16 protein-coding genes are annotated in these 22,487 nt (G+C 66.4%); 11 read left to right on the top strand and 5 right to left on the bottom strand.

Features of this window, described 5'->3' with window-relative positions; all coding sequences use genetic code 11:
* Nucleotides 1–217 precede the first annotated feature (217 nt).
* Nucleotides 218–1,843 (top strand): MDR family MFS transporter, encoded by a 1,626-nt coding sequence (locus tag ACFTZC_RS19715; RefSeq protein ID WP_382891358.1) that lies wholly within the window; start codon nucleotides 218–220, stop codon nucleotides 1,841–1,843.
* A gap of 707 nt (nucleotides 1,844–2,550) precedes the next feature.
* Here the strand turns inward: ACFTZC_RS19715 and ACFTZC_RS19720 are convergent.
* Nucleotides 2,551–3,681 carry a tyrosine-type recombinase/integrase gene (locus ACFTZC_RS19720; protein ID WP_382891360.1) on the bottom strand — a complete coding sequence of 377 codons (1,131 nt, stop codon included), beginning with the start codon at nucleotides 3,679–3,681 and terminating at the stop codon, nucleotides 2,551–2,553.
* A 464-nt stretch (nucleotides 3,682–4,145) separates the two neighbouring features.
* On the opposite strand from ACFTZC_RS19720, the gene ACFTZC_RS19725 reads away from it, so the two are divergent.
* The 5 genes from ACFTZC_RS19725 (at nucleotide 4,146) to ACFTZC_RS19745 (ending at nucleotide 12,551) form a co-directional block, all read left to right on the top strand.
* Nucleotides 4,146–5,801, top strand: coding sequence for a type I restriction-modification system subunit M (locus ACFTZC_RS19725; RefSeq protein ID WP_382891394.1), 1,656 nt, complete (start codon nucleotides 4,146–4,148; stop codon nucleotides 5,799–5,801).
* On the top strand, nucleotides 5,794–6,957 hold the full coding sequence (locus ACFTZC_RS19730; RefSeq protein ID WP_382891362.1) for a restriction endonuclease subunit S: 1,164 nt from the start codon (nucleotides 5,794–5,796) through the stop codon (nucleotides 6,955–6,957). The genes ACFTZC_RS19725 and ACFTZC_RS19730 overlap by 8 nt, the downstream gene beginning before the upstream one ends.
* Entirely contained in the window at nucleotides 6,954–10,208 is a 3,255-nt protein-coding gene (locus tag ACFTZC_RS19735) for a type I restriction endonuclease subunit R (RefSeq protein ID WP_382891364.1), read from the top strand. Before ACFTZC_RS19730 ends, ACFTZC_RS19735 begins: the two co-directional genes overlap by 4 nt.
* A gap of 505 nt (nucleotides 10,209–10,713) precedes the next feature.
* On the top strand, nucleotides 10,714–11,775 hold the full coding sequence (locus ACFTZC_RS19740) for an AAA family ATPase (RefSeq protein WP_382891366.1): 1,062 nt from the start codon (nucleotides 10,714–10,716) through the stop codon (nucleotides 11,773–11,775).
* Nucleotides 11,776–11,807: 32 nt separating this feature from the next.
* Nucleotides 11,808–12,551 carry a hypothetical protein gene (locus tag ACFTZC_RS19745; RefSeq protein ID WP_382891368.1) on the top strand — a complete coding sequence of 248 codons (744 nt, stop codon included), beginning with the start codon at nucleotides 11,808–11,810 and terminating at the stop codon, nucleotides 12,549–12,551.
* 182 nt (nucleotides 12,552–12,733) lie between these two features.
* On the opposite strand, the gene ACFTZC_RS19750 is transcribed toward ACFTZC_RS19745, so the two are convergent.
* On the bottom strand, nucleotides 12,734–14,353 hold the full coding sequence (locus ACFTZC_RS19750; protein ID WP_382891370.1) for an endonuclease NucS domain-containing protein: 1,620 nt from the start codon (nucleotides 14,351–14,353) through the stop codon (nucleotides 12,734–12,736).
* Between the two features lie 339 nt (nucleotides 14,354–14,692).
* Nucleotides 14,693–15,781 carry a redox-regulated ATPase YchF gene (ychF, locus tag ACFTZC_RS19755; protein ID WP_365808084.1) on the bottom strand — a complete coding sequence of 363 codons (1,089 nt, stop codon included), beginning with the start codon at nucleotides 15,779–15,781 and terminating at the stop codon, nucleotides 14,693–14,695.
* Between the two features lie 271 nt (nucleotides 15,782–16,052).
* Here ychF and ACFTZC_RS19760 point away from each other — a divergent pair, with 271 nt between their 5' ends.
* Nucleotides 16,053–16,682 carry a DUF6542 domain-containing protein gene (locus ACFTZC_RS19760; RefSeq protein WP_382891372.1) on the top strand — a complete coding sequence of 210 codons (630 nt, stop codon included), beginning with the start codon at nucleotides 16,053–16,055 and terminating at the stop codon, nucleotides 16,680–16,682.
* Between the two features lie 39 nt (nucleotides 16,683–16,721).
* Here ACFTZC_RS19760 and ppgK read toward each other — a convergent pair whose 3' ends face one another.
* Both ppgK and ACFTZC_RS19770 read right to left on the bottom strand, forming a co-directional pair.
* On the bottom strand, nucleotides 16,722–17,459 hold the full coding sequence (gene ppgK / locus ACFTZC_RS19765) for a polyphosphate--glucose phosphotransferase (RefSeq protein WP_382891374.1): 738 nt from the start codon (nucleotides 17,457–17,459) through the stop codon (nucleotides 16,722–16,724).
* A 60-nt stretch (nucleotides 17,460–17,519) separates the two neighbouring features.
* Nucleotides 17,520–18,557, bottom strand: coding sequence for a 4-hydroxy-3-methylbut-2-enyl diphosphate reductase (locus ACFTZC_RS19770; protein ID WP_382891376.1), 1,038 nt, complete (start codon nucleotides 18,555–18,557; stop codon nucleotides 17,520–17,522).
* A gap of 158 nt (nucleotides 18,558–18,715) precedes the next feature.
* Between ACFTZC_RS19770 and ACFTZC_RS19775 the strand changes: the two genes are divergently transcribed.
* The 4 genes from ACFTZC_RS19775 to ACFTZC_RS19790 all read left to right on the top strand — a co-directional run bounded on the left by ACFTZC_RS19775 (nucleotide 18,716) and on the right by ACFTZC_RS19790 (nucleotide 22,411).
* The gene (locus tag ACFTZC_RS19775; protein ID WP_382891396.1) at nucleotides 18,716–20,062 is read left to right on the top strand and encodes an APC family permease; all 1,347 of its coding nucleotides are present in this window, start codon (nucleotides 18,716–18,718) and stop codon (nucleotides 20,060–20,062) included.
* 42 nt (nucleotides 20,063–20,104) lie between these two features.
* Nucleotides 20,105–21,316, top strand: coding sequence for an exodeoxyribonuclease VII large subunit (gene xseA, locus ACFTZC_RS19780; RefSeq protein ID WP_382891378.1), 1,212 nt, complete (start codon nucleotides 20,105–20,107; stop codon nucleotides 21,314–21,316).
* A 119-nt stretch (nucleotides 21,317–21,435) separates the two neighbouring features.
* Entirely contained in the window at nucleotides 21,436–21,678 is a 243-nt protein-coding gene (locus ACFTZC_RS19785; protein ID WP_382891380.1) for an exodeoxyribonuclease VII small subunit, read from the top strand.
* A 145-nt stretch (nucleotides 21,679–21,823) separates the two neighbouring features.
* Nucleotides 21,824–22,411, top strand: a complete 588-nt coding sequence (locus ACFTZC_RS19790; RefSeq protein ID WP_382891382.1) for a malonic semialdehyde reductase — start codon at nucleotides 21,824–21,826, stop codon at nucleotides 22,409–22,411.
* Nucleotides 22,412–22,487 lie beyond the last annotated feature (76 nt).

Genomic DNA, 22,487 nt, shown 5'->3' on the forward strand with positions numbered 1-22,487 from the left:
TCGTGATGTGTCGCTTATCCGACCCGCGCCCGCTTGACGACCGCTTGAGCGGTCCTTGACCGGCTCGCGAACCTGCGCCCGGCACCCCCTCCTTGCGGGCAAAAGGTCCCACACACAAGACATTTATATGCCAATGTCATACACTTGCGAAAGTCCTTTTTTTCTGCGGTTCCCGCACACCGACCCGCACCCATTTCCTACCCACCATGGAGGAGTGATGGCCGAAGCCGGCCCGGCGCGCACCCCGGGGGGCGCCACCGCGGATCCATCCCCGCACCCGCTGCCACCCCACTTTCCGCTCCTGCTCGCCACCTTGCTGCTGACCAGCGCGATGTCGATGATCGACCAGTCGATCACCGCTACCGCCGCGCCGAGCCTGACCGGCGAGTTGGGTGCTCTCGACCTGTACGCCTGGACCACCACGGCGTACATGCTCACGTTCAGCGTGGCCATGCCGATATACGGAAAGCTGGGCGATCTCCTCGGCCGGCGCGCGGTCTATCTCGCCGCGATCGTGATCTTCCTGATCGGGTCGGCGGCCTGCGGCGCCGCCGGTTCGATGGAGCAGCTCATCGCCTTCCGGGCGCTGCAGGGACTCGGCGGCGGCGGACTCCAGGTGAGCGCCTTCTCCGTACTCGGCGACCTGATGCCGCCCCGTCAACGGGCCAAGTACCAGGGCTGGTTCGCCGGCGTCATGGTCGTCGCCAACCTCGCGGGCCCTCTCGCCGGCGGTGTCCTGACCGACCAGCTCGACTGGCGCTGGATCTTCTACGTCAACCTGCCGCTCGGCCTGCTCGCCCTCGCCGGTATCCGCGCGCTGCTCCCGGCGGCCCCACGCTCCGGCGCCCGCCCGCGCATCGACCGCCTGGGCACGGCCCTGCTGACCGCGCTCATCGCCTGCCTCGTCCTGGGCACGGACCGGGCCGGCCGCGAGGGCTGGGGGGATCCGCTGGTCCTGGGCCTCGGGGCCGGGGCCGTGCTGCTGGCCGTGGTGTGGCTGCGTCACGAGCGCTCGGCGCCCGAGCCCGTGGTCCCCCTCGAACTGTTCGCCGACCGTACGTTCACGATCTGCGTGGTGGTCGCCTTCGCCGTCAGCTTCGCCTTCTTCGGCTGTGTCGCCTTTGTACCGCTGCTGTTCCAGGCGGTCGAAGGCGTCAGCGCGACCGACACCGGCCTCCTCTTCCTGCCCGCGATGATCGGTATGGCCCTCGCCACCGTCGTGGCGGGACAGATCATCGGCAGGACCGGACGCTACAAGTGGTTCCCCGTGGTGAGCACCGCCCTGGCCGCCGTCGCCGCCGCCCTCATGGCGGCGACCTCCGAGGACACCGGCACCGCCGCCGTGGCCGCGCTCCTCGCCGTGATGGGCGTGGGCGTCGGCCTCTCCTCCCAGGTCACCACACTCGTCGCCCAGTCCACCGCGCCCCGCGCCCGGATCGGCGTCAGCACCTCCACGGTCGGCCTGGCCCGCAACCTCGGCACGGCCTTCGGCGTCACCGTCTTCGGCTCCGTCCTCAACGCCCGTCTGGCCACCGAGGCCCCCGACCGCCTCCCCGCCGCCACCGCCGACCACATCGTCAACGGCACGTGGGACCCTTCGGCCCCGGGCAGCCTCTCCCGGAACACCCTCGCCGAGATCGCCGAGGTATACAGCGACGCCCTGTCCACCGTGTTCCTCGCGGCCGTACCCGTCCTGCTGGCCGGCTTCGCCCTGTCGCTGCTCCTGAAGGACATATCCCTGGAGAGACCCGGCGGGCCCGGGGCCCCCGGCGGGCCGGGTGGACCCGGCGGCCCCGGAAAGCCGGGAGTTCAGGACAACTCCGGCACCCGCGGTGATCAGTGAGGCCGTCGAGGGCGCGGAGGGGGCTGGGTGGCGGAGTTCAGCCGGCGGACCAGTTCGCGCCACTCGGCCCGTTCCCCGGGCGACAGCCCCGTTCCCGATTCCGCGGTGAAGCCATAGTGGTCAGGTGGTGTCACGACCCCGAAATACTGCCCCATGGCAGCCGCCCCGGCCCCGAACTCGCGCAGCAGCCACATCAGTCCGTATCCCATCCCCGTCCCCTTTCCTGCGGTCAGGGCGACACTAGGAAGCCCCGCTCGAACCCCGGTGGAGCCGCGGGCGGCCACGATGCCGTGACGTTCCCGGAATTCAGCGGGTGACGACCGATCGACCAGCGCCTCTCGAGCGCCGTCGGGCAGCCTGTTGTGCGGGAGGTGCCCCTACGGCCTGGTGCCCTTCCCCGGCGTGGGCGGACCTCCGCTTCCCCCGTGGCGGAATACCCCGCCCACGCCTCACCGGCCGTCACGACACCGGCACACCGACCTTCGACGGAGCCACAAAAGGGGCCCGCCTCGGATGGACAGACCCCTCTTGACCTGCACCTTTACAGGCGCACGGCTTAACCGAACCTTCAATTAAACATTGAAGCGGAATCCGTAGTACAGAGCTCCCACCTGCGGAAACGCGCGTTTTGCAGGGGTCATCCCAGCACCATCCCAGCACGGGCGTTCTATCCCAGCACCGTGCAGGCCAGACGCCCCCTCCTACACCTACGCGGCTCGGGCGCTGCCGCTCGAGCTCGCCTCCTCTGCCGGGCGGGACGTCGCGTCTGGGGATGCAGGCCGCATGGCGCGCTGCAGAACATCCCGGCAGCGATCCCAGGCGCTGGGCAGCAGATGCCCATAGATGTCGGCTGTCGTCTTGACCGAACGGTGCCCCAGCCAGCGCGAGACCTCGTGGATTGGCACGCCGTTGGCCAGGGCCGTGGATGCGAAGAAGTGCCGCAGGCTACGAGGCGTGTACTTGGCATTGCCGTCCAGATCGACCAGGCCGGCCGAGAGGCATGCCTTCTTGAACTGGTAGCCGTAGGACGCGATGGACGGCATCACGCCTGCGCCAGGCTGACGTGGAGCAAAGAAGGTCTCAAGCCGAATCCGTTTCCCCTTCTGCCCAGTGAAGACGACCGGCACCGACTTCCACTTCAGAAGGTGCGCGTCGATCTCCTGCTCAACGAACAGGGCGGTTGGGACGTCTCGACTCTCCTTCTCCACCCGATGCTTAAGCGGCACGAAGGGCGTCTGGCAGTCCTCACGGTGCGCCTTGGCACTGACCTGCCATCGAATCCTGACGTAGCCAGGTCGCCTGCACTCGGTGGAGAAGGCCAGGGCTTCGCTGGGGCGCTGGCCTGTGCCGGACTGGAGGTAGACGGTGAGGCGGAAGCGCGGCGCGATGTGTGCAGCGATCAGATCGACCTCGGCTGACGTCGGAACTTCGTCCTCGTCCACCGCCAGCCCGTCCCTGCGGGAGATCCGGATGCCCCGGGCCGGGTTCTCCGTGATGCGCTTGTCCACGACGGCCGCCTCCATGATGGCGGCCACCATCACCATCCGGTCGTTCACTGTCGATGCAGCCAGCCCTGCACCGCCTCGGTAGATGTCCTTGACGAACCTCTCAAAGTCCCGGCGCGCCAGCCCAGCCAGGGGCTTACGACCAAGGCTCGGCACGAGATGGTTGCGGATGAACCCTTCGTAGTTGCAGCGAGTCGCCTCTCCGATGGCTCGTCGCTCCAACCACTCCTCAGCCCAGACCGACAAAGACATAGCGCCGCGCGCAGGATCGATGCAGACGCGGGCCTTCTTATCCTTCTCCACGACGGCAGCGAACGCGTCCGCACCGTCCAAGCCGATCCTTCGTGGAAACGACTTCTCTCGCTGGCGCCCTCGCCTGCCGCCTGGCTCCCGATACCGCACGGTCCACGCGTGACCGCAGCGTGGACGCACGCACGGATAGTTCCGATCCCGGGTGTCCCCCTTGCACCTCTGAAAGACGCTCGCCATCCATGCTCCTTGCTCTCCGACCAGCGCTCAAGATCGTCGCTCCTCTCTCCTGGCCAGACCAGACACTCACTACCAATTCACCTCTTTCGGCGAACCATCAAGCCCCATCTGTGATGCTGCGCACAGGAGCGCTCCGCCCTGAACTGCATCGCCAGCTAGAGCACAAGCAGGGATGGACCAAGTAGGTCGTGGCCGAATCCATACGTGACGACCTTGCACCGACGCGACGGATGCGGTGTAGATCTGTACGAGACTGGACCACGACAGACGTCTCCCTGATCCCCGCTACACGACGAAGCGAGCCTCCCGTGCCACCCCGCCAGAAAAAGCAAGCCAAGCCGGAGGACATGAAGTCCATCCTCTGGAAGTCTGCCGACAAGCTGCGTGGCAGCCTGGATGCGGCCGAGTACAAGCACTTCGTACTCGGTCTGGTCTTCCTGAAGTACGTGTCGGACGCAATGGAGGAGAAGCGGGAGCTACTGGAGGAGGAGCTGCGGAGCGGCGGCATGCTCGCCGGGATGGGACTCGAGGGTACGGCCCCAGAAGAGCTGATCCGCAAGACGGTCGAGGACCCGCTCCAGTACACCGGGGCCGGGATCTTCTATGTGCCACCGACAGCACGGTGGAACGAGGTACTCAAGCACGCCAAGGTGAGTGCAGACGGGCCGAGCGTCGGTGAGGTCATCGACGGCGCAATGGGGACCATTGAGAAGTTCAACCGGCCTTTGAAGGACACCCTCCCGAGGATGTACAACAGCGGTCGAGTCGACGAGCCCACTCTCGCCGAACTAGTGCGACTCCTTGACCAGCTGACCTTCCAGTCGCAGATCTCTCTGGACGGGAAGCGAGTAGGCGCGCGGGACCTGATGGGTGAGGTGTACGAGTACTTCCTCGCGCAGTTCGCACTCGCCGAGGGGCGCAAGGGAGGCGAATATTTCACGCCGCCCTCGGTGGTACGGCTGCTCGTGGAGATGTTGGAGCCGAAGGAACGTGAGCGGGTACTCGACCCCGCGTGCGGATCGGGCGGCATGTTCGTGCAGGCCGAGAAGTTCGTGGAGACGCACGGCGGCAACCGCTTCAACGTCTCGGTCTACGGTCAGGAACGGAACCAGACGACTTGGCGGCTGGCCAAGATGAACCTCGCCATTCACGGGATCGAGGTGGACCTGGGCGAAGAGCCCGCGGACTCCTTCCGCAACGACCAGCACGGTGACGTGAAGGCCAATGTGGTCCTCGCCAACCCGCCATTCAACATCTCCGACTGGGGTGGCGAACTACTCGCCAGCGACGAGCGCTGGAAGTACGGCACCCCGCCAGCCAGCAACGCCAACTTCGCCTGGATCCAGCACATGGTCAGCAAGCTCGCGGTCGGCGGGCGGGCCGGAATCGTCCTGGCCAACGGCTCGATGAATAGCAAGTCGGGCGGCGAAGGTGACATCCGGCGAGCGATGGTCGAGGACGACCTGGTGGCGTGCATGGTTGCGCTGCCGGGACAGTTGTTCCGGTCGACACAAATCCCGGCATGTCTGTGGTTCCTGGCAGACGGGAAGGGGAAGCGGCCGTCACGGTCACCGTGGGTGTCGGCGGAGCGAGCAGGCCAGGTCCTCTTCATCGATGCGCGCGATTTCGGCTACATGGCTACACGGACGATGCGGGAGCTGAGTGACGCTGAGCTGGGGCGGATCGCGGAGACGTTTCGCTCCTGGCGGGGCGTGGAGAACGAAACCGCCTACGCGGATATCGCGGGCTTCTGTCGCAGCGTTCCAATGGACGAGCTGCGCGAGCACGACTTCGTACTGACGCCTGGGCGCTACGTAGGGACAACGGAAGTCACGGACGACACGAACGCGGAACCTGTAGAGGCGAAAGTCGCGCGCCTTACGATCTTGCTGCGGGAACAGTTCATGGAGTCGGAGCGACTAGCGAAGGTTGTAAACGACCAGCTCAGGAGGATCGATGCCTGATTGGCCTACAGTCCGGTTCGAGGAGCTCTCCGCTGACGAGAAGAGCGCCATCACGAAGCCTTACGGGTCCGCATTCACCAAGGCTGACTACACGCCTCACGGAATCCCCGTGATCCGAGGCGTGAACTTGGGGAATGGTATTTTCCTTGACGATGATTTTGTTTTCGTGTCCATCGAAAAGGCCGACGAAATGCCAGGGGCGAACCTACTTCCTGGCGATCTAGTATTCACCCATCGCGGAACAATCGGTCAGGTTTCGATGGTTCCCCGCTCGCCTCGCTACCCTCGATACACGCTTTCCACGAGCCAGGTGAAGGCTCGCCTTGACACCACTCAGGCGCTTCCCGAGTTCTACTACTACTGGTTCCGCTCACCCCGTGGCCAGGAGTCCATTTTGGCCCACGTCTCAACTGTAGGTGTGCCTGGCCTGGTCCAGCCAGTGGCCACCATTAAGTCACTACGGGTTCCGCACCCTCCGCTACTCGAACAGCAGGCCGTCACCGAAGTCCTCGGCGCCCTGGACGAAAAGATTGCGGCCAATGAAAGGCTAGCAATTTATTCGATCGAGCTCGGCCGATCTTTGCTTCAGCAAGCCACAAAAGTCCAGCCCCGCGCCGTCACGGTCGGTGAATTTGCTGTCCTCACCTACGGCAAGGCGCTCCCCGAGCCGAAACGGTTTCCTGGGGAATCCCCTGTATTCGGATGCACAGGGCAAGTTGGTTGGCATAATTCCCCGTTGACTGAATCACAGTGCCCCGTGGTCGGCCGTAAGGGCGCCAATGCCGGCCACGTCTCATGGATGCCGAAGTCGGGTTGGGTGATCGATACGGCCTTCTTCGCTAAACCAGTATCCTCGGAAATCAACATGCAGGCACTTTATTTCCTGCTTGACGCCGCGGGGCTCAAGTCGCTAATCGGCGACTCAGCCGTACCTGGAGTTAACCGAAACACCGCACTAGCTCATCCCACACGCATTCCTGGACCGGAGCAACTTCCTCACTTCTGCGAAGAGGCCAGGGAACTTCTCAGAGTTCTCGTACAAGCAGAGGCGGAGAACGACACCCTCGCGTCTCTCCGCGACACCTTGCTCCCTCAACTCGTCGCCGGAAAGATTCGCGTTAAGGACGCCGAAAAGATCGTGGAGGATGCTGCATGACCACCGACGGGGGAACGGATGCAATGGAGACAGAGACAGGCATCGAGATCGGCACGGCGGCCGGCCGTGCAATGTCCGAACAGGATTGGGAGCACCACACACTCAATCAGCTCGCCGAGCGCGGCTGGCAGCACATTCGGGGTAAGGACCTCCGCCCCCGGGACGGACACCGGAAAGGGTGGGACGACCTCGTCCTCTACCCCCGGCTACGCGCGGCCATCACATCGCGCCACCCCGAACTGCCCTCGTCCGCGGTGGAGGACGCGATCGAGCGATTGCTCGACACCTTCCCAGCAAACGAGGTCCGCCTGAGCTGGAGCTTCTACCAGCACCTGAAAGCCGGTGTGAAGGTGTCCTACACCAGCTCCGTCACTCAGCAGGAACGGCATGTCACTGTTCGACCTGTCGACTTCGCCAACCCTCACGGCAACGATCTCGTCGCTGCTAACCAGGTCCGCGTCAAGGGAGCCCGAGGGCGCGTCTTCATATTCGACGTCGTCCTGTACGTCAATGGAATCCCGCTCGCCATCATCGAATTGAAGAAAGCAGGCGGCACGGACGATTCCCGATCTGCATACGACCAGATCCAGAACTACCGCCGCGAACTCAAACTTGACCGCGTCTTTCGTACGCTGCTCCTCTCGCTCGCGAGTGACGGGATAACCGCTCGCCTCGGCACCCCGCATACCCCCTGGCAGCACATGGCCCCCTGGCATGCGGAGGAGGACGGCACTCTCCTTCGCAAGCACGAGCGGAACGACGACCTCGCGCTCGACCGCATGATCCACGGCGCACTCGAGCCCGATCGCTTCCTCGACCTGATTGCGAACTTCCTCTCGTTCTCCGCCGAGGGGATGGGCGGCGAGGTCGACACCGTAAAACTTGCCAAGGCCCACCAGTATGTGGCGGTGAGGCAGGCGATCACCGCCACCGCCTCAGCCGTAGCCACTGACGGTCGGGCGGGCGTCATCTGGCATACCCAGGGAGCGGGCAAAAGCGAGGAGATGCTCTTCTACACAGGACTCGCCGCCACCATCCCCGAGGTCGCAAACCCCACGGTTCTTCTGCTCACAGATCGCATCGACCTGGACTCCCAGCTCTTCGACACCTTCGCACAGAGCAAGAGCCTAGAAATGGTCAGCGGTAGCCCGAAGAAGGCAACCAAGGCCAGCCAGTTGCGCGAGCTACTCACCCGCCGAGCAGACAGCGGGGGCATCGTCTTCTCAACACTTCAGAAGTTCCGGGTCAGCGAAGAGGAACGGAAGGCCGGCGTCCGGCATCCCGTCATCACAGACCGACGTGACGTGATCGTTGTGGTCGACGAGGCCCACCGTAGCCACTATGACCTGGAGGATGGCTTCGCCCGAAACCTCCGCGACGCCCTCCCGAACGCCACTTTCATCGCCTTCACCGGCACCCCCATCGACAACCGGACTGGTTCTACTCACCAGGTCTTCGGGCCGACTATCCACACGTACGACCTCACACAGGCTGTCGACGACGGGGCGACCGTGCCCGTCTTCTATGAGCCGATCCTGCACAAGGTCAATCTCCCCGCAGGGATAGACCTGGACGAGCTCAACGCCAAGGCCGAAGGGCTCGTCGAAGGGCTCACTGCGGAAGAGCAAGCCCGGGCACGCAGCATCTTCGCCCGCTTCGAGGACCTAATCGGTGCCCCCGAACGTATTGGCTCCATCGCCGACACGATCCTCTCCCACTGGGACATCCGCCGCCAGGAGATGATCAAACTTACGGGCAGCCCCGGCAAGGCCATGATCGTCTGTTCCTCACGCCGTAACGCCGCCCGCCTCTTCCAGGCTCTGGCAGAACGCCGCGGGGAGTGGACCGGTACTCCCGACCCTGAGACCGAGCTCTACCCGGACGGCTCCGGGAAGATCCGGGTGGTCTTCACCGGCAATCCCGGCAGGGACACGCCCGACATCGCAGACTACGTGCGCACCCCAACTCAGCTCAAGAAGATCCAAGACCGTGTCGGCAAACCTGAGGACGAACTTGAGTTGATCATCGTTCAGTCCTTGTGGCTGACAGGCTTCGACGCCCCTCCCCTGCACACCATGTACCTGGATCGCCGCATGCGCGGCGCCGCCCTCATGCAGGCCATCGCGCGCGTCAACCGCACCTGGGACGAGAAGCCCTCCGGCCTAGTGGTGGACTTCCTAGGCGTAGCCAGAGAACTCAAATACGCGCTGGCCACGTACTCGGAGGCTGACCAGGAGCAGGAGACTATCGGCGCGCACATCGCCGAGGCGGTCAAGTCTGTACGCGGCATGCACAGCAAAGTCGACGCTGTACTGCGGGACTGCTCGTGGCGCACAGCTCTGCGGGATGTCGGACACCGCGAAGCACTCCGTGAAGCCCTGGACCTTCTGGAGACCGCCGAGCCTGCTCTGCCGCCGGGCGAGCCCACCCGGGCACAGCGCTTCCTGCACTTCGGCCGCCTGCTCTCCCAGGCGTTCTCTCTCTGTCCCACCCATCCCGACGTGCAAGACCTGCTGCCCGACGTCCACTTCTTCGCGACCCTGCGTACGACTTATCAGAAGCTGGCCGCGGAACATCGGCAGCAGCTCGGCCTGGCCACCGAAGCGGATGTTCGCCGCATGATCGAGCAGCTCAACGCTGAGATGGTGGCCGCGGACGGTGTCGTGGACATCTACGACGCCGCTGGCCTAACCAAACCCGATCTCTCCCACCTCGACGCGGGCTTCGTGCAGCAGTTGAGGGACAGCCGCCATCCGAACCTGGCGCTCAAGGCCCTGCGGGACGCCATCGCCCGCGAAATCCAGGAAGCGCACCCGAGGAACCTCACACGGCAGAAGGAGTACTCCGAAGCAATGAAAGCGGTGATGAACCGCTATCACAACGGCCTCATCGGCTCCGCTGAGGCGGCAAGACTCCTCGTCGAGATGGCCCAAGAGGTATCCGGGTCCCGCGCACTAGCTGCCGAACTCGGCTTGTCCGAACACGAGATGGCCTTCTACGACGCCATCGCTGCCAACCCGAAAGCCCTGGAAATGGGACAGGACATCCTGTCCAAGATCGCCCGCAAGCTGTACGAGCAGGTTGCGGGAGACGTCACTATTGATTGGCGCGTCAAGAGCCAAGCCCAGGATCGCATACGCGCCAAGGTCAAACTGCTGCTCAACTTCTTCGGCTACCCGCCGGACGAGGAGCCGGACGCGGTCGACCGCGTCCTGAAGCAGACTGAGGTCATCGCGGACGATCTGGCCTGACGTCCGGCCGCTACCAGCATGCGAACGCTGACTGTGAGGTCTGAATCTCGCCCTGCCAGAGGGCTGAGCGCGTCTTGGCGAGGAGCTGTCCGAAGCATCGGAGCCGAGGCAGATGGCAGTGTCAGCAGCTCATGAGAGGCTGACACTGCCATCCCCACTGGGGGAACAGAGGATCGGTAAGGAGGGCTGTGTGTACGTTACAGAGTTCGGCCTCTCCAGTGTCCGGGGTTTCCATGGAGCCCGTGCTGTTGACACACTCGCGCTGCCCCAGCCCGGCGATGGCGGCAGTTGGACTGTAGTCGCGGGACGCAACGGCTCCGGAAAGTCCACGTTCCTGCGCGCCTTGGCCCTTGCACTCGCCGGCCCGCGGGTCGCTCGTACCCTCACCCAAAATTTCAGCGGCTGGATCACTACTGATGAGACAGCCGCCTGGTGCCAGGCTGCTGTCTCACCAGACTACGCAGTCGACCAGCTCACCGGCCGAGGCCGCGAACCAGACAGCCGCATGATGCTCGGTCTGGACTGGACGCTACCGAACGCCGACGACCTCCAGCACAACACCTTCGGCGGCGCCGTACAGCCCTCGCTATCCCCATACGACGGCGTCAAGTACGGGTCTCCGTCAGCCGAGCGCGGCCCCTGGTCTGACAATCCGCAAGGCTGGTTCTGTGCCGCATACGGCCCCTTCCGACGCCTGATGGGGGGCAGCGGGGAGGCCCAACGACTCATGCTCTCGCCGGGACCCGCGGGACGGATGGCCTCGCTCTTCCACGAGGACGCCTCGCTCGCCGAGGGCGTCAGCTGGCTCAAGGAGCTGCGGCTGCGGAGTCTGGAGGGCAGCGAGGAGGCCACGCAGCTCCTGGACACCGTTAAGGAACTACTCTCCGACGGCCTGCTGCCCAACAAGTATCGGGCACTGCGGGTCTCGTCCGAAGGACTGTGGGTGGCACCGGCCGACGCCCCAGACCGGGCCTATCCCCTAAGGGAGATGAGCGACGGTTTCCGAACCGTCGTGGCCCTGGTTCTCGACATAGTCCGACAACTCCAGACCGCTTACGGGACCCTCGATTCCGGGACCAACAGCACCGGCCGTCCAATCGTGCGGATGCCAGGAGTGGTCATCATCGACGAGGTGGATGCCCATCTGCACGTCACCTGGCAACGGGCGATCGGCGACTGGCTGAAGTGTCACTTTCCACGAATCCAGTTCATCGTTACCAGTCACAGCCCCTACATCTGCCAGGCCGCCGATCCAGGTGGACTAATTCGGCTGCCGGGACCTGAGGAACAGCGTGCACCTGAGGTCGTAGCACCGGACCTGTACCAGCGGATCGTGTACGGAAGCGGCGAAGATGCCGTGCTCTCCGAGCTTTTTGGCCTAGAGACCCCGTACTCCGAGCACGCAGACAACCTGCGAAAGAGGCTCGTGCATCTCGAAGAGAAGGTCTTCGATGAGGAAGCAAATGCCGACGAAGTCGCGGAGTACAAGGACCTAGCAGCCAAGCTGTCGAGTTCCCGCACCGCACGGATCTATGAGATGGCGGCGCACCTCGCAGGTGACGAATGATCCCCGTCCAACGCCTGCCTGCCACTGACGCGATGACCAAGCTTTGCGACTCCCGCACAAAGAAGATCCAGGACGCAGGAGCCACAAGCAACGCAGCCGATGCACAGTGGAAGGGTGCGCGAGCTGCCAGAAGACACATCAAAAGTCTGCTGGAGCAGATGGCCCCCGGTCGCATCCGTTGCATGTACTGCCTGGATAACCAGGGAACCGACATCGACCACTTCGAGCCGAAGGCTCGTACCCCACTTCGGACCTTTTGCTGGGACAACCATCTGCTGGCCTGCTCTCACTGCAACAGCAACGAGAAACGCCACCTGTTTCCCTGTGACCCCGAAACAGGCGCTTGCCTACTCATCGACCCGACTGTGGACGACCCTGCGGATCATCTGAAGCTACTACCGAGGACGGGCAAGCTAAAATGCCTTACGCCCAAGGGTAAGCACAGCATCGAGGTCTTTGGGCTAAACCGCGAAGAACTGCGGAAGGGCCGCGCGGATGCCTGCGAGATGTTCATCTCCGGTCTCATCCGATGGCACGACCAGGTGCAGCTCAGAAAGATCGACGCCGCCAGGCGCACAGCTGTACGTCTACACCGGGCAGACTTCCCGGAGGTTCTCCGCACTTTGGAAAGTCTGGCGGGAACACCTCTTGCCTCGGTTCTGGAGGACAGGTACTTCCCTGAAGCGCTCTCCGCCTGGGCCGCTAGCCCGGATCATCAGGGATGGATTCCTTCGATGCGCACAGGTCTTGGTGTCCCGCTTCCAACACACCGCTGAACTCGCTGTCGCAAACATTCGAAGCACTGGGACGCGCTGGCATGTGCCAACCAGTGAATCACCACTTCGGTGCACCCCGCTTGCGGCGGTCGAGCGCCGCGTTCGCTGATTTAACGGCAGGAACGTCGACAGCCGTGCCCGCCGGAGAGGAAGGCTAGAAGCTGACTCGTTTTCCGGCGGAGCTAATCAACATGGATGAAGGCGCGATACTCCCTGGCTACCAGCTCTACCTCACGGGAATGCTTGTTGAGGTACTGCGTGACGGAGATAATCTCTCCGTTCGCCGCTATGTCCGCACACGCCTGTGCGTATGTGGACGGGTTCGCGAGTGAGGAGTAGGCACGAGCGCCCTGCTCGTGTCGCACCCATACACGACGCTCATCGACTGCAGATGTCTCGGCTTGGCCTGGGCCGATCTTCTCCAAGAGCACGTATTGAAGCCCGAGAAGTTCCAGCAGCTCTTGGTCCCGCCCCCACATGGTCCCGCCGTACATGTTACTCATCAGGAATAGAGAGTCCCGATAGACGAGCCGCACCGCTTCAGGGAGGGACATGCCTCGACCGTTCCAGCACAAGGCGCCCCGCACTGAGCTGTGCTGCCCCTCATCGGATACAGCTTCTCCCATGACCATGGGCAGGAACTCCTCCAATCGGCTTGGCCATCCATGGGTGATCGCTTGCAGGAGGTTGCAGGGGTTGTAGATGTGCAGACCAATATCCCCGTAACCGACCTTCTCGCTCGTCTCATCAAGCCAACCGGCAACCAGCGACTCCCACACCGGGTTGCCGGCCAAACTCTGTCGGCTCTCTCTCCGGAACCCTTGCCAGCGGCTTGCTACCCGCGGGCTCGCCGACCCCGTGTAGAGGACCTGACCGTCACCTCGATCATCCCCTGAGAGAAACCGAAATAGGTCTCGGTCTTCAAAAGCCGCTGTGTCATCGAAAGCTCCAGTGCCTCGGAATCCTTGAATGGCCCAGTTGGGATCGTCAGCAAGGTTGGTCAGCAACCCCGGCCGAGCTCCTTCCATGTTCATGCCCCGTATCTCGCTGCGCGCTAGGAGGTTACAGATCGCGCAGAGGGCCAAATACTCAGCAGGATGCTCGGCGGCGAACGGTTCTGGACCGTCATAACCGCTCAGAAGGTCCACCGATGCGCGTGCCTCATCGACGCGACCTACCGCCAGGTAGAGGCCGAACAGGGCAGGGATCCATTGCTTCTGCGCCACGCGATCGAAGTCCGCCGCCAGTAGATCCAGCGCTCCGAGATCGGCGGCAACCTTGCTGATGAGATTCCAGCCGTGCAACCGCTGTTCCTCTGTTTTGAAGAAGAACAGGTTGTGAATGGGGGTGATGCGAGGCTCGAAGGCGCGCGGCAGCAGTTGCACCCGCTCTGCAGCGATGGGATGACCACCATCATCCAGGAGGAGCCGGTAGCCACGAAGGTCATGGCTCCAGTCTCGCGCTGCGTTGCTGACGGCCGTCAGCAACTCCTCCCAGTCATCTGGCATTGCCACGATCACAGCTCGGATACGGTCAGGGGCGAGGTTCTTCTCCCGGCAGAGAAGCTCGGCGTACTTGTTCACTTCATGCAGGGCCTGCCGAGCGCTGGACCGCGACCGCTTCAGCTCGACGACCACCCACATCTGGTGACGGTCTCGAGCCAAAATATCGATGCTGCCCTTGGTGCCGTGAGCATTGGGCAGGGGGTACTCCTTGAGTTGAACCGGCCGGAGGCCCGGCTCGATCAACTCCAAGTTACGTACGAGCGCTTCACGCAGCTCGTGTTCAAGTGGCGGCCGCATGATCGAAGGCTAAACCGTGGGGCCGGCAACAGCCCTGCGGTTGTGGACGATTGGCGAGGCTCTTGCTCGCGGCATCAGGTCTTCCAGCGAAGAGGCCAGCGATGGAAGCTCCCGGCGGCTGATGTTCCATCTCGCCTTGACTCAGCACGCAATCCGCACGAGACGCTCTGGGACCGTAAGCGAGCTGACATGCATCGCATCATCGAGAAGTACGGCGCTCAGCCGTCAATCTGGCACAGCTAGGGCCAGTGCGGAGACGACAGGGGTCGAGCTCAAGAGAGAGCTCGACCCCTACTCTGCACGTCAAACGAAGTGCATCAACGTTCAGTAATCACTCGATTACACATTGAAGCGGAACTCCACCACGTCGCCGTCCTGCATCACGTACTCCTTGCCCTCCATGCGCGCCTTGCCCGCCGCGCGGGCGTCCGCGACCGAGCCGGTGTCCACCAGGTCGGCGAAGGAGATGACCTCGGCCTTGATGAAGCCCTTCTGGAAGTCGGTGTGGATCACGCCGGCCGCCTCGGGGGCCGTGGCGCCCTGTTTGATCGTCCAGGCGCGGGATTCCTTGGGGCCCGCCGTCAGGTAGGTCTGGAGGCCCAGGGTGCGGAAGCCTACGTGGGCGAGGGTGGCCAGGCCCGGTTCTTCCTGGCCTACCGACTGGAGGAGTTCGAGGGCCTCGTCGTCGTCCAGTTCCGCGAGGTCGGACTCCAGCTTGGCGTTGAGGAAGATCGCCTCGGCGGGGGCGACCAGGGCGCGCTGCTCGTCCTTGAAGGTGTCGTCCGTCAGCTCCTCCTCGTCCACGTTGAAGACGTAGAGGAAGGGCTTGGTCGTCAGCAGATGCAGTTCGCGCAGGGGCTCGGACTTCTCGGTGCCCTGGACGATGCCCGCCGAGAAGAGCGTCTCGCCGGTCTCCAGGATGGCCTGGGCCTCCTCGATCGCCTTGACCTGGCCCAGGACCTCCTTCTTGATGCGCGACTCGCGCTGGAGGCGCGGGAGGACCTTCTCGATCGTCTGGAGGTCGGCGAGGATCAGCTCGGTGTTGATCGTCTCGATGTCGTTCTTGGGCGAGACCTTGCCGTCGACGTGGACCACGTTCTCGTCCTTGAAGGCCCGGATGACCTGGCAGATCGCGTCCGACTCACGGATGTTCGCCAGGAACTTGTTGCCCAGTCCCTCCCCCTCGGAGGCGCCCCGCACGATGCCCGCGATGTCGACGAAGTCGACCGTGGCCGGGAGGATCTTCTGCGAGCCGAAGATCTCCGCGAGCTTGTCCAGGCGGGGGTCCGGTACGCCGACCACGCCGACGTTGGGCTCGATGGTGGCGAACGGGTAGTTGGCCGCCAGCACGTCGTTCTTGGTCAGGGCGTTGAACAGGGTCGACTTGCCGACATTCGGCAGACCGACGATTCCGATCGTGAGCGACACGTTGGCGACTTCCTGGAGTGAGGACCGGCCGGCGGCCGAGGACTGGCTGGGGGCCTGTCGGCCCGGGCAGCGGGCCGGGCGGGCCCGATCCCCCAGTTTACGGGCGCGCCGCGGCGCGCGGCGACGGGTGCGGGGCCGTGGACTCCGTACCGGCGCCCCTTCCGGGGGCGTACGGTGCCGTACCGCTCGAACTCACCTCCGCTGGCACCCGGAGGGCGTGTCCCGCCCCCGGTTCCCCGGTTCGTCCGTCTTCGCCACCTACGTTGGTCCGGTGGAGCAGCAGCGGAGGACACCTCACCAGGCCCAGCGGCGGCACCGGCCGCGGCGCCACCCGGCGGTGCACAGGCGGCGGGTGCCGCCCGTCGTGCGGCGGCTGCGCGCGCTGCCCAATCCTCGGCTGACCGGACTGGGTGCCGGGCTCTTCGCCACGGCCTCGATGCTCTTCTTCGCCTTCCTCGACGCGCTGCTCTTCGGCGCCGAGCCCGTGGTCTACGGAGTGCTGTTCCTGCCGGTCAGCGCCGTGACCGCGCTGTGGGTGCGCCCCGCGGACCTGGTCACCGCGCCGATCATCGCGCCGATCGCCTTCGCGGTCGGCGCGCTGCCGATCTCCGGCGGCGCCGGGGGCTTCGGCGGGCATGTCATGGCGCTCGTCACCACGCTGGCCGTCCACGCGGGCTGGCTGTACGGGGGCACGCTCGTCGCCGGGCTCATCGCCACCGTACGGAAGGTGCGCGAGATGGGGCGGCGGCAGCTCGCCAGGGACCTGGCCGCCACCCGGGCCGCCACCCGGGTGGGCGCCGGGCCCCGGGGGCGGCCGGCGCCCGCCCGGACCGGCCGGACACCCGCCCCGCGGAGCGGCGTCACCGCGAGCCGGGCGGTGCGGCAGGGGCCGCGGGGGTAGCGGAGCCGGTCAGCGGGTGGCGGGCCCGCCCGGCGCTCGTCAGCGGCCCGCCGCCGACATCGCCGCGCCGACGATCCCCGCGTTGTTCTGCAGCTCCGCCGGAACGATCTCGGCTCTGATCCCCTCGATCAGCGGGATGAACTTGTCGGCCTTGCGGCTCACCCCGCCGCCGATGATGAACAGCTCCGGCGAGAACAGCATCTCCACATGGGCCAGATACTTCTGGACCCGGTGCGCCCAGTGGTGCCAGCCCAGCTCCTCGTCGTCCTTGGCCTTCGTGGACGCGCGCTTCTCCGCGTCGTGGCCGTCCAGCTCCAGGTGGCCCAGCTCGGTGTTGGGCACCAGACGGCCGTCGATGAAGAGCGCGCTGCCGATGCCCGTGCCGAAGGTCAGCAGGAAGACCGTGCCCTTGCGGCCGCGGCCCGCCCCGAAGGCCATCTCCGCGACGCCCGCCGCGTCGGCGTCGTTCAGGACGGTGGCCCTCAGGTTCAGCCGGTCGCCGAGGACCTGGCCCGCGTCGACGTCGATCCACTTCTTGTCGACATTGGCGGCCGTGCGGATCACCGAGCCCGTCACCACCCCGGGGAAAGTGATGCCGACCGGCCCGGACCAGCCGAAATGCCGGACGACCTCCACCACACCGTCGGCGACGCTCTCGGGCGTCGCCGGGTGCGGCGTGAGTACTTTGTAGCGGGGCTCGACCAGGTCGCCGCGCTCCAGGTCCACGGGCGCGCCCTTGATTCCCGAGCCGCCGATGTCCACTCCGAAGACGTTCATGGACACAACGTTACGGGCTGATGCTGACAGCGACAGGCCCCGGGGCCGAACGGCTCGTCCTCAGCGCTCCGAGAGCGCCGCCGCCTCGGCCCGCAGGTCCCTGCGCAGTTCCTTCGGGAGCGAGAAGGTGATGGACTCCTCGGCCGCCTTGACGATCTCGACGTCCTCGAAGCCGCGCTCCGAGAGCCACTCCAGGACGCCGTCGACCAGGATCTCCGGGACGGAGGCCCCCGAGGTGACACCGACCGTGGAGACGCCGTCGAGCCATGCCTCGTCGATCTCGGCGGCCTCGTCGACCAGGTGGGAGGCGCGGGCACCGGCGCCGAGGGCGACCTCGACCAGCCGTACCGAGTTGGAGGAGTTCTTGGACCCGACGACGATGACCAGGTCCGCGTCGGCGCCCATCTGCTTGACCGCGGTCTGCCGGTTCTGGGTGGCGTAGCAGATGTCGTCGCTCGGCGGCGCGATCATCAGCGGGAACTTCTCCTTGAGGGCGTCGACCGTCTCCATCGTCTCGTCCACGGAGAGCGTGGTCTGGGAGAGCCAGACGACCTTCGACTCGTCGCGGACCTCGACGTTCGCGACGTCCTCCGGGCCGTCGACCAGCGTGATGTGGTCCGGGGCCTCGCCCGAGGTGCCGATGACCTCTTCGTGGCCCTCGTGGCCGATGAGGAGGATGTCGTAGTCCTCGTCGGCGAAGCGGACGGCTTCCTTGTGGACCTTGGTGACCAGGGGGCAGGTGGCGTCGATGGTGGCGAGCCTGCGTTCGGCCGCCTCCTCGTGGACGACGGGGGCGACACCGTGCGCCGAGAACATGACGATGGATCCCTCGGGGACCTCCGCCGTCCTGTCGACGAAGATGGCGCCCTTGTTCTCCAGGGTCTTGACGACGTATTTGTTGTGGACGATCTCGTGCCGGACGTAGATCGGCGCCCCGTACTGCTCCAGGGCCTTCTCGACGGCGATCACGGCACGGTCGACACCCGCGCAGTAGCCGCGGGGAGCGGCGAGGAGGACGCGTTTGCCGGCGCGGCGCGCGGCGTCTCCACTGGGGGTGGCGGCGGGCGACGGGCGGGACGTTGCAGTCATGCGTCCCATCGTAAGGCCGTGCACAAGAGGCGGAACGCCGTCCCTCTGCACGACACTGGTCGCTACGCGATCGAGGGAGGGACCCGGTGGCCGGCAGGGGATCAGACGGGAGCGGGGCGGACGCGAGCGAAGCGGGCGGGGCGAACGGGGCGGGCGGGGCTGACGCGATGCCGGGTGGTGAGGGCGCGACGTCCGGTGGTGAGGGGCTGCGGCGGACGCTGGGCTTCCGGGATCTCGTCGTGTACGGGCTGCTCTTCATCGCCCCCATGGCCCCCGTCGGCGTCTTCGGCACCCTCGACGCCAGGTCGCACGGTGCCGTGGCGCTGGTCTACGTGGTGGCGACCGTCGCGATGGCGTTCACGGCGTTCAGCTACGCCCAGATGGTGCGGGTCGCACCGCAGGCCGGGTCGGTCTTCGCGTACGCGCGCAAGGGGCTCGGCGAGGGGCCCGGCTTCATCGCCGGGTGGATGGCGATGCTCGACTATCTGCTGATCCCCGCGGTGGCGTACCTCTTCGCGGGCATCGCCATGGAGGCACTGGTGCCCTCCGTGGACCGGTGGGTGTGGACGGCGATCGCCGTGGTCGTCACGACGCTGCTCAACCTCTGGGGGGTACGCGCGGCGGCCCGGGTCGGCTTCGCGGTGCTGGCGATGGAGCTGGTGGTCCTGCTGGTCTTCGTCGTGTCGGCCGTGGTGGTGCTGGTGCGGGACGGGGCGACGCGCGGCTGGCTCTCACCCTTCACCGGCGATACGGGCTTCTCCCTGGCGGCGGTGCTCGGCGCGGTGTCGGTCGCGGTGCTCTCGTACCTCGGCTTCGACGCGATCGCCTCGTTCGCCGAGGAGGTGACGGGTGGTTCGCGGCAGGTGGCGCGCGCTGTGCTGTTCTGTCTGGTGCTGGCCGGCGTGCTGTTCATCGCGCAGACGTACCTGGTGGCGCTGTTGGAGCCGGTGACCTCGGCGGAGCTGGCGGCCGATCCGGCGAAGCAGGGGTCGGCGTTCTACGACGCGGTGGACACGGCGGTCGGCACCTGGCTGCACGATCTGGTGGCGGTGAGCAAGGCGATCGGCGCGGCGTTCGCGGCGCTGGCCGGGCAGGCGGCGGCCGGCCGGCTGCTCTTCGCGATGGGCCGCGAGCGCCGGCTGCCGCGCGCGCTGTCCCGTACGAGCGCGGGGGTGCCCCGGGTGGCGCTGCTGCTGGCCGCGGTGGTGACGCTCGTGGCCGCCGTGTGGGCGGCGCGGCGCCCGGACGGCCTGGACCATCTCGTCTCGGTGGTGGATGTCGGGGCGCTGACGGCGTTCGTCCTGCTGCACGCGTCCGTGGTGGGGTGGTTCGTGGTACGGCGCGCGGAGGGGCCGCCGCGCTGGTTCGCGCATCTGGTGCTGCCGGTGATCGGGGCGGCGATCCTCGTCGCGGTGATCGCGGAGGCGGCGGGGACGGCTCAGGTGGTGGGCGCGATCTGGCTGGCCGTGGGGCTCGTGGTGCTGCTGGTGCAACGGGGACGCTCGGCGAAATGAATCGGGGCGGCGATGTCAGAGGCGGCCGTTACGCTCCTCGGCATGGCTCTCCACACGTCCGCGGACACTCCGCTGCCCGTCGGTGAGGTCTCGCGGCTCATCGGCGGATGGATCGACCGCCTCGGCGCCATCTGGGTCGAGGGGCAGATCACCCAGCTCTCGCGCCGGCCCGGCGCGGGGGTCGTCTTCCTGACCCTGCGCGACCCCTCGTACGACATCTCGGTGAGCGTCACGTGCTATCGGCAGGTGTTCGACGCGATCGCGGACGTCGTCTCCGAGGGCGCGCGGGTCGTGGTGCAGGCCAAGCCCGAGTGGTACGCGCCGCGCGGACAGCTCTCGCTGCGGGCCACGGAGATACGGCCGGTCGGGATCGGTGAGCTGCTGGTGCGGCTGGAGCAGTTGAAGCGGTCGCTGGGGGCGGAGGGGCTGTTCGCGGCCGACCGCAAGAAACCGCTGCCGTTCCTGCCCCAGCTCGTCGGGCTGGTCTGCGGGCGGGCGTCGGCGGCCGAGCGCGATGTGCTGGAGAACGCGCGGCGGCGGTGGCCCGCGGTGCGCTTCGAGGTCCGCAACACCGCGGTGCAGGGGGTCAACGCGGTGGCCCAGGTCGTCCAGGCGGTCAAGGAGCTGGACGCGCTGCCCGAGGTGGACGTGATCATCGTGGCGCGCGGTGGCGGCAGCGTGGAGGACCTGCTGCCGTTCTCGGACGAGCAGTTGATCCGGGCGGTGGCAGCGTGCCGGACGCCGGTGGTCTCCGCGATCGGGCACGAGCCGGACGCACCGCTGCTGGACCTGGTGGCCGACGTACGGGCGTCGACGCCGACCGACGCGGCGAAGCGGACCGTGCCGGACGTGGGCGAGGAGCTGGACCGCGTCCTGGGTCTGCGCGACCGGGCGCTGCGTACGGTACGGGGGCTGCTGGACCGCGAGGAGCGCGGGCTGGCCCACGCGCTCGCCCGGCCGGTGATGGAGCGGCCCCACCGGATGGTGGAGGAGCGCGCCACCGAGGTGGACGCGCTGGCCGACCGGGGCCGGCGGGTGCTGCGCCATCTTCTGGACCGGGCGGACTCGGAGCTGTCGCACACCCGGGCGCGGGTGGTGGCGCTGTCGCCGGCCGCGACGCTGGAGCGCGGGTACGCGGTGCTCCAGCGGCCCGACGGGACGGTCGTACGGGCGCCGGGGGAGGTCGCCCCGGCCGAGGAGCTGCGGGCCCGGGTGGCGGAGGGCGAGTTCGCGGTGCGGGTCGTCGCGGAGTGAGCGGCGCGGAGTGAGCCGCGAAGTGGGCGGCGCGGAGGGAAATCGTTGTCGGTGCGCGCGGTCACGCGCGCGCTTCGCCGGATGCGGCGTACGGATGAGGCGTACTTAGGGTGGATGACATGACGAGCACGGACAACGGCGCGGCGGCGGCCTCCTCGACGGACACGCCGGGCTACGAGCAGGCGCGCGACGAGCTGATCGAGGTCGTGCGCCGGCTGGAGGCGGGCGGTACGTCGCTGGAGGAGTCGCTGGCCCTGTGGGAGCGCGGCGAGGAGCTGGCGAAGGTCTGCCGCCACTGGCTGGAGGGGGCGCGGGCCCGGCTGGACGCCTCCCTCGCCGGGAAGGAGCCGGAGGAGGGGTGAGTCGGAGGCGAGGGGACGTTCGCGGGTCTGTGCGGTGGATCACTCACCCCAGATTTGGTTGAACATTCACATACCCCCGCGCTACGGTGAATCCGCCATCACCTGATCACCCCGTGATCGAACCGTCCGGAAGGTACTCCCCAAGATGTCCCTCGTGATCGACCCGGCCGCCCAGGACCTGCTCTTCCGTGAGGCCCGTACCGCCAACACCTTCTCCACGGAGCCGGTGACCGAGGAGCAGGTCCAGGCGATCTACGACCTCGTGAAGTACGGCCCCACGTCGATGAACCAGTCGCCCCTGCGGGTCGTCCTGGTCCGTTCCGCCGAGGCGCGCGAGCGCCTCGCCCCGTTGATGTCGGACGGCAACAGGGACAAGACCGTCTCCGCCCCGCTCGTCGCCATCCTGGCCGCGGACAACGAGTTCCACGAGGAGCTGCCCCAGCTCTTCCCGCACTTCCCCCAGGCCAAGGACTTCTTCGGCGACCGCTCGGCCCGCGAGCGCTCGGCCGCGCTGAACGCCACGCTCCAGGCCGGCTACTTCATCGTCGGCGTCCGCGCCGCCGGGCTCGCCGCGGGCCCGATGACCGGGTTCGACGCCGCCGGCGTCCAGAAGGAGTTCCTGGACGACGACCACACCCCGCTGATGATCGTCAACATCGGCAAGCCCGGCGAGAACGCCTGGTTCCCGCGCTCCCCCCGCCTCGCCTTCGACGAGGCCGTCACCACCGTCTGAGCAGCCCGTCCGGGCAGCCGCCCGCGGGACACCCCGTACATACGGCGCCGCGGCCCGTTCCGGAGTCCCCGGAACC

This window comes from Streptomyces sp. NPDC056987 (assembly GCF_042673865.1).
GTDB lineage: Bacteria > Actinomycetota > Actinomycetes > Streptomycetales > Streptomycetaceae > Streptomyces.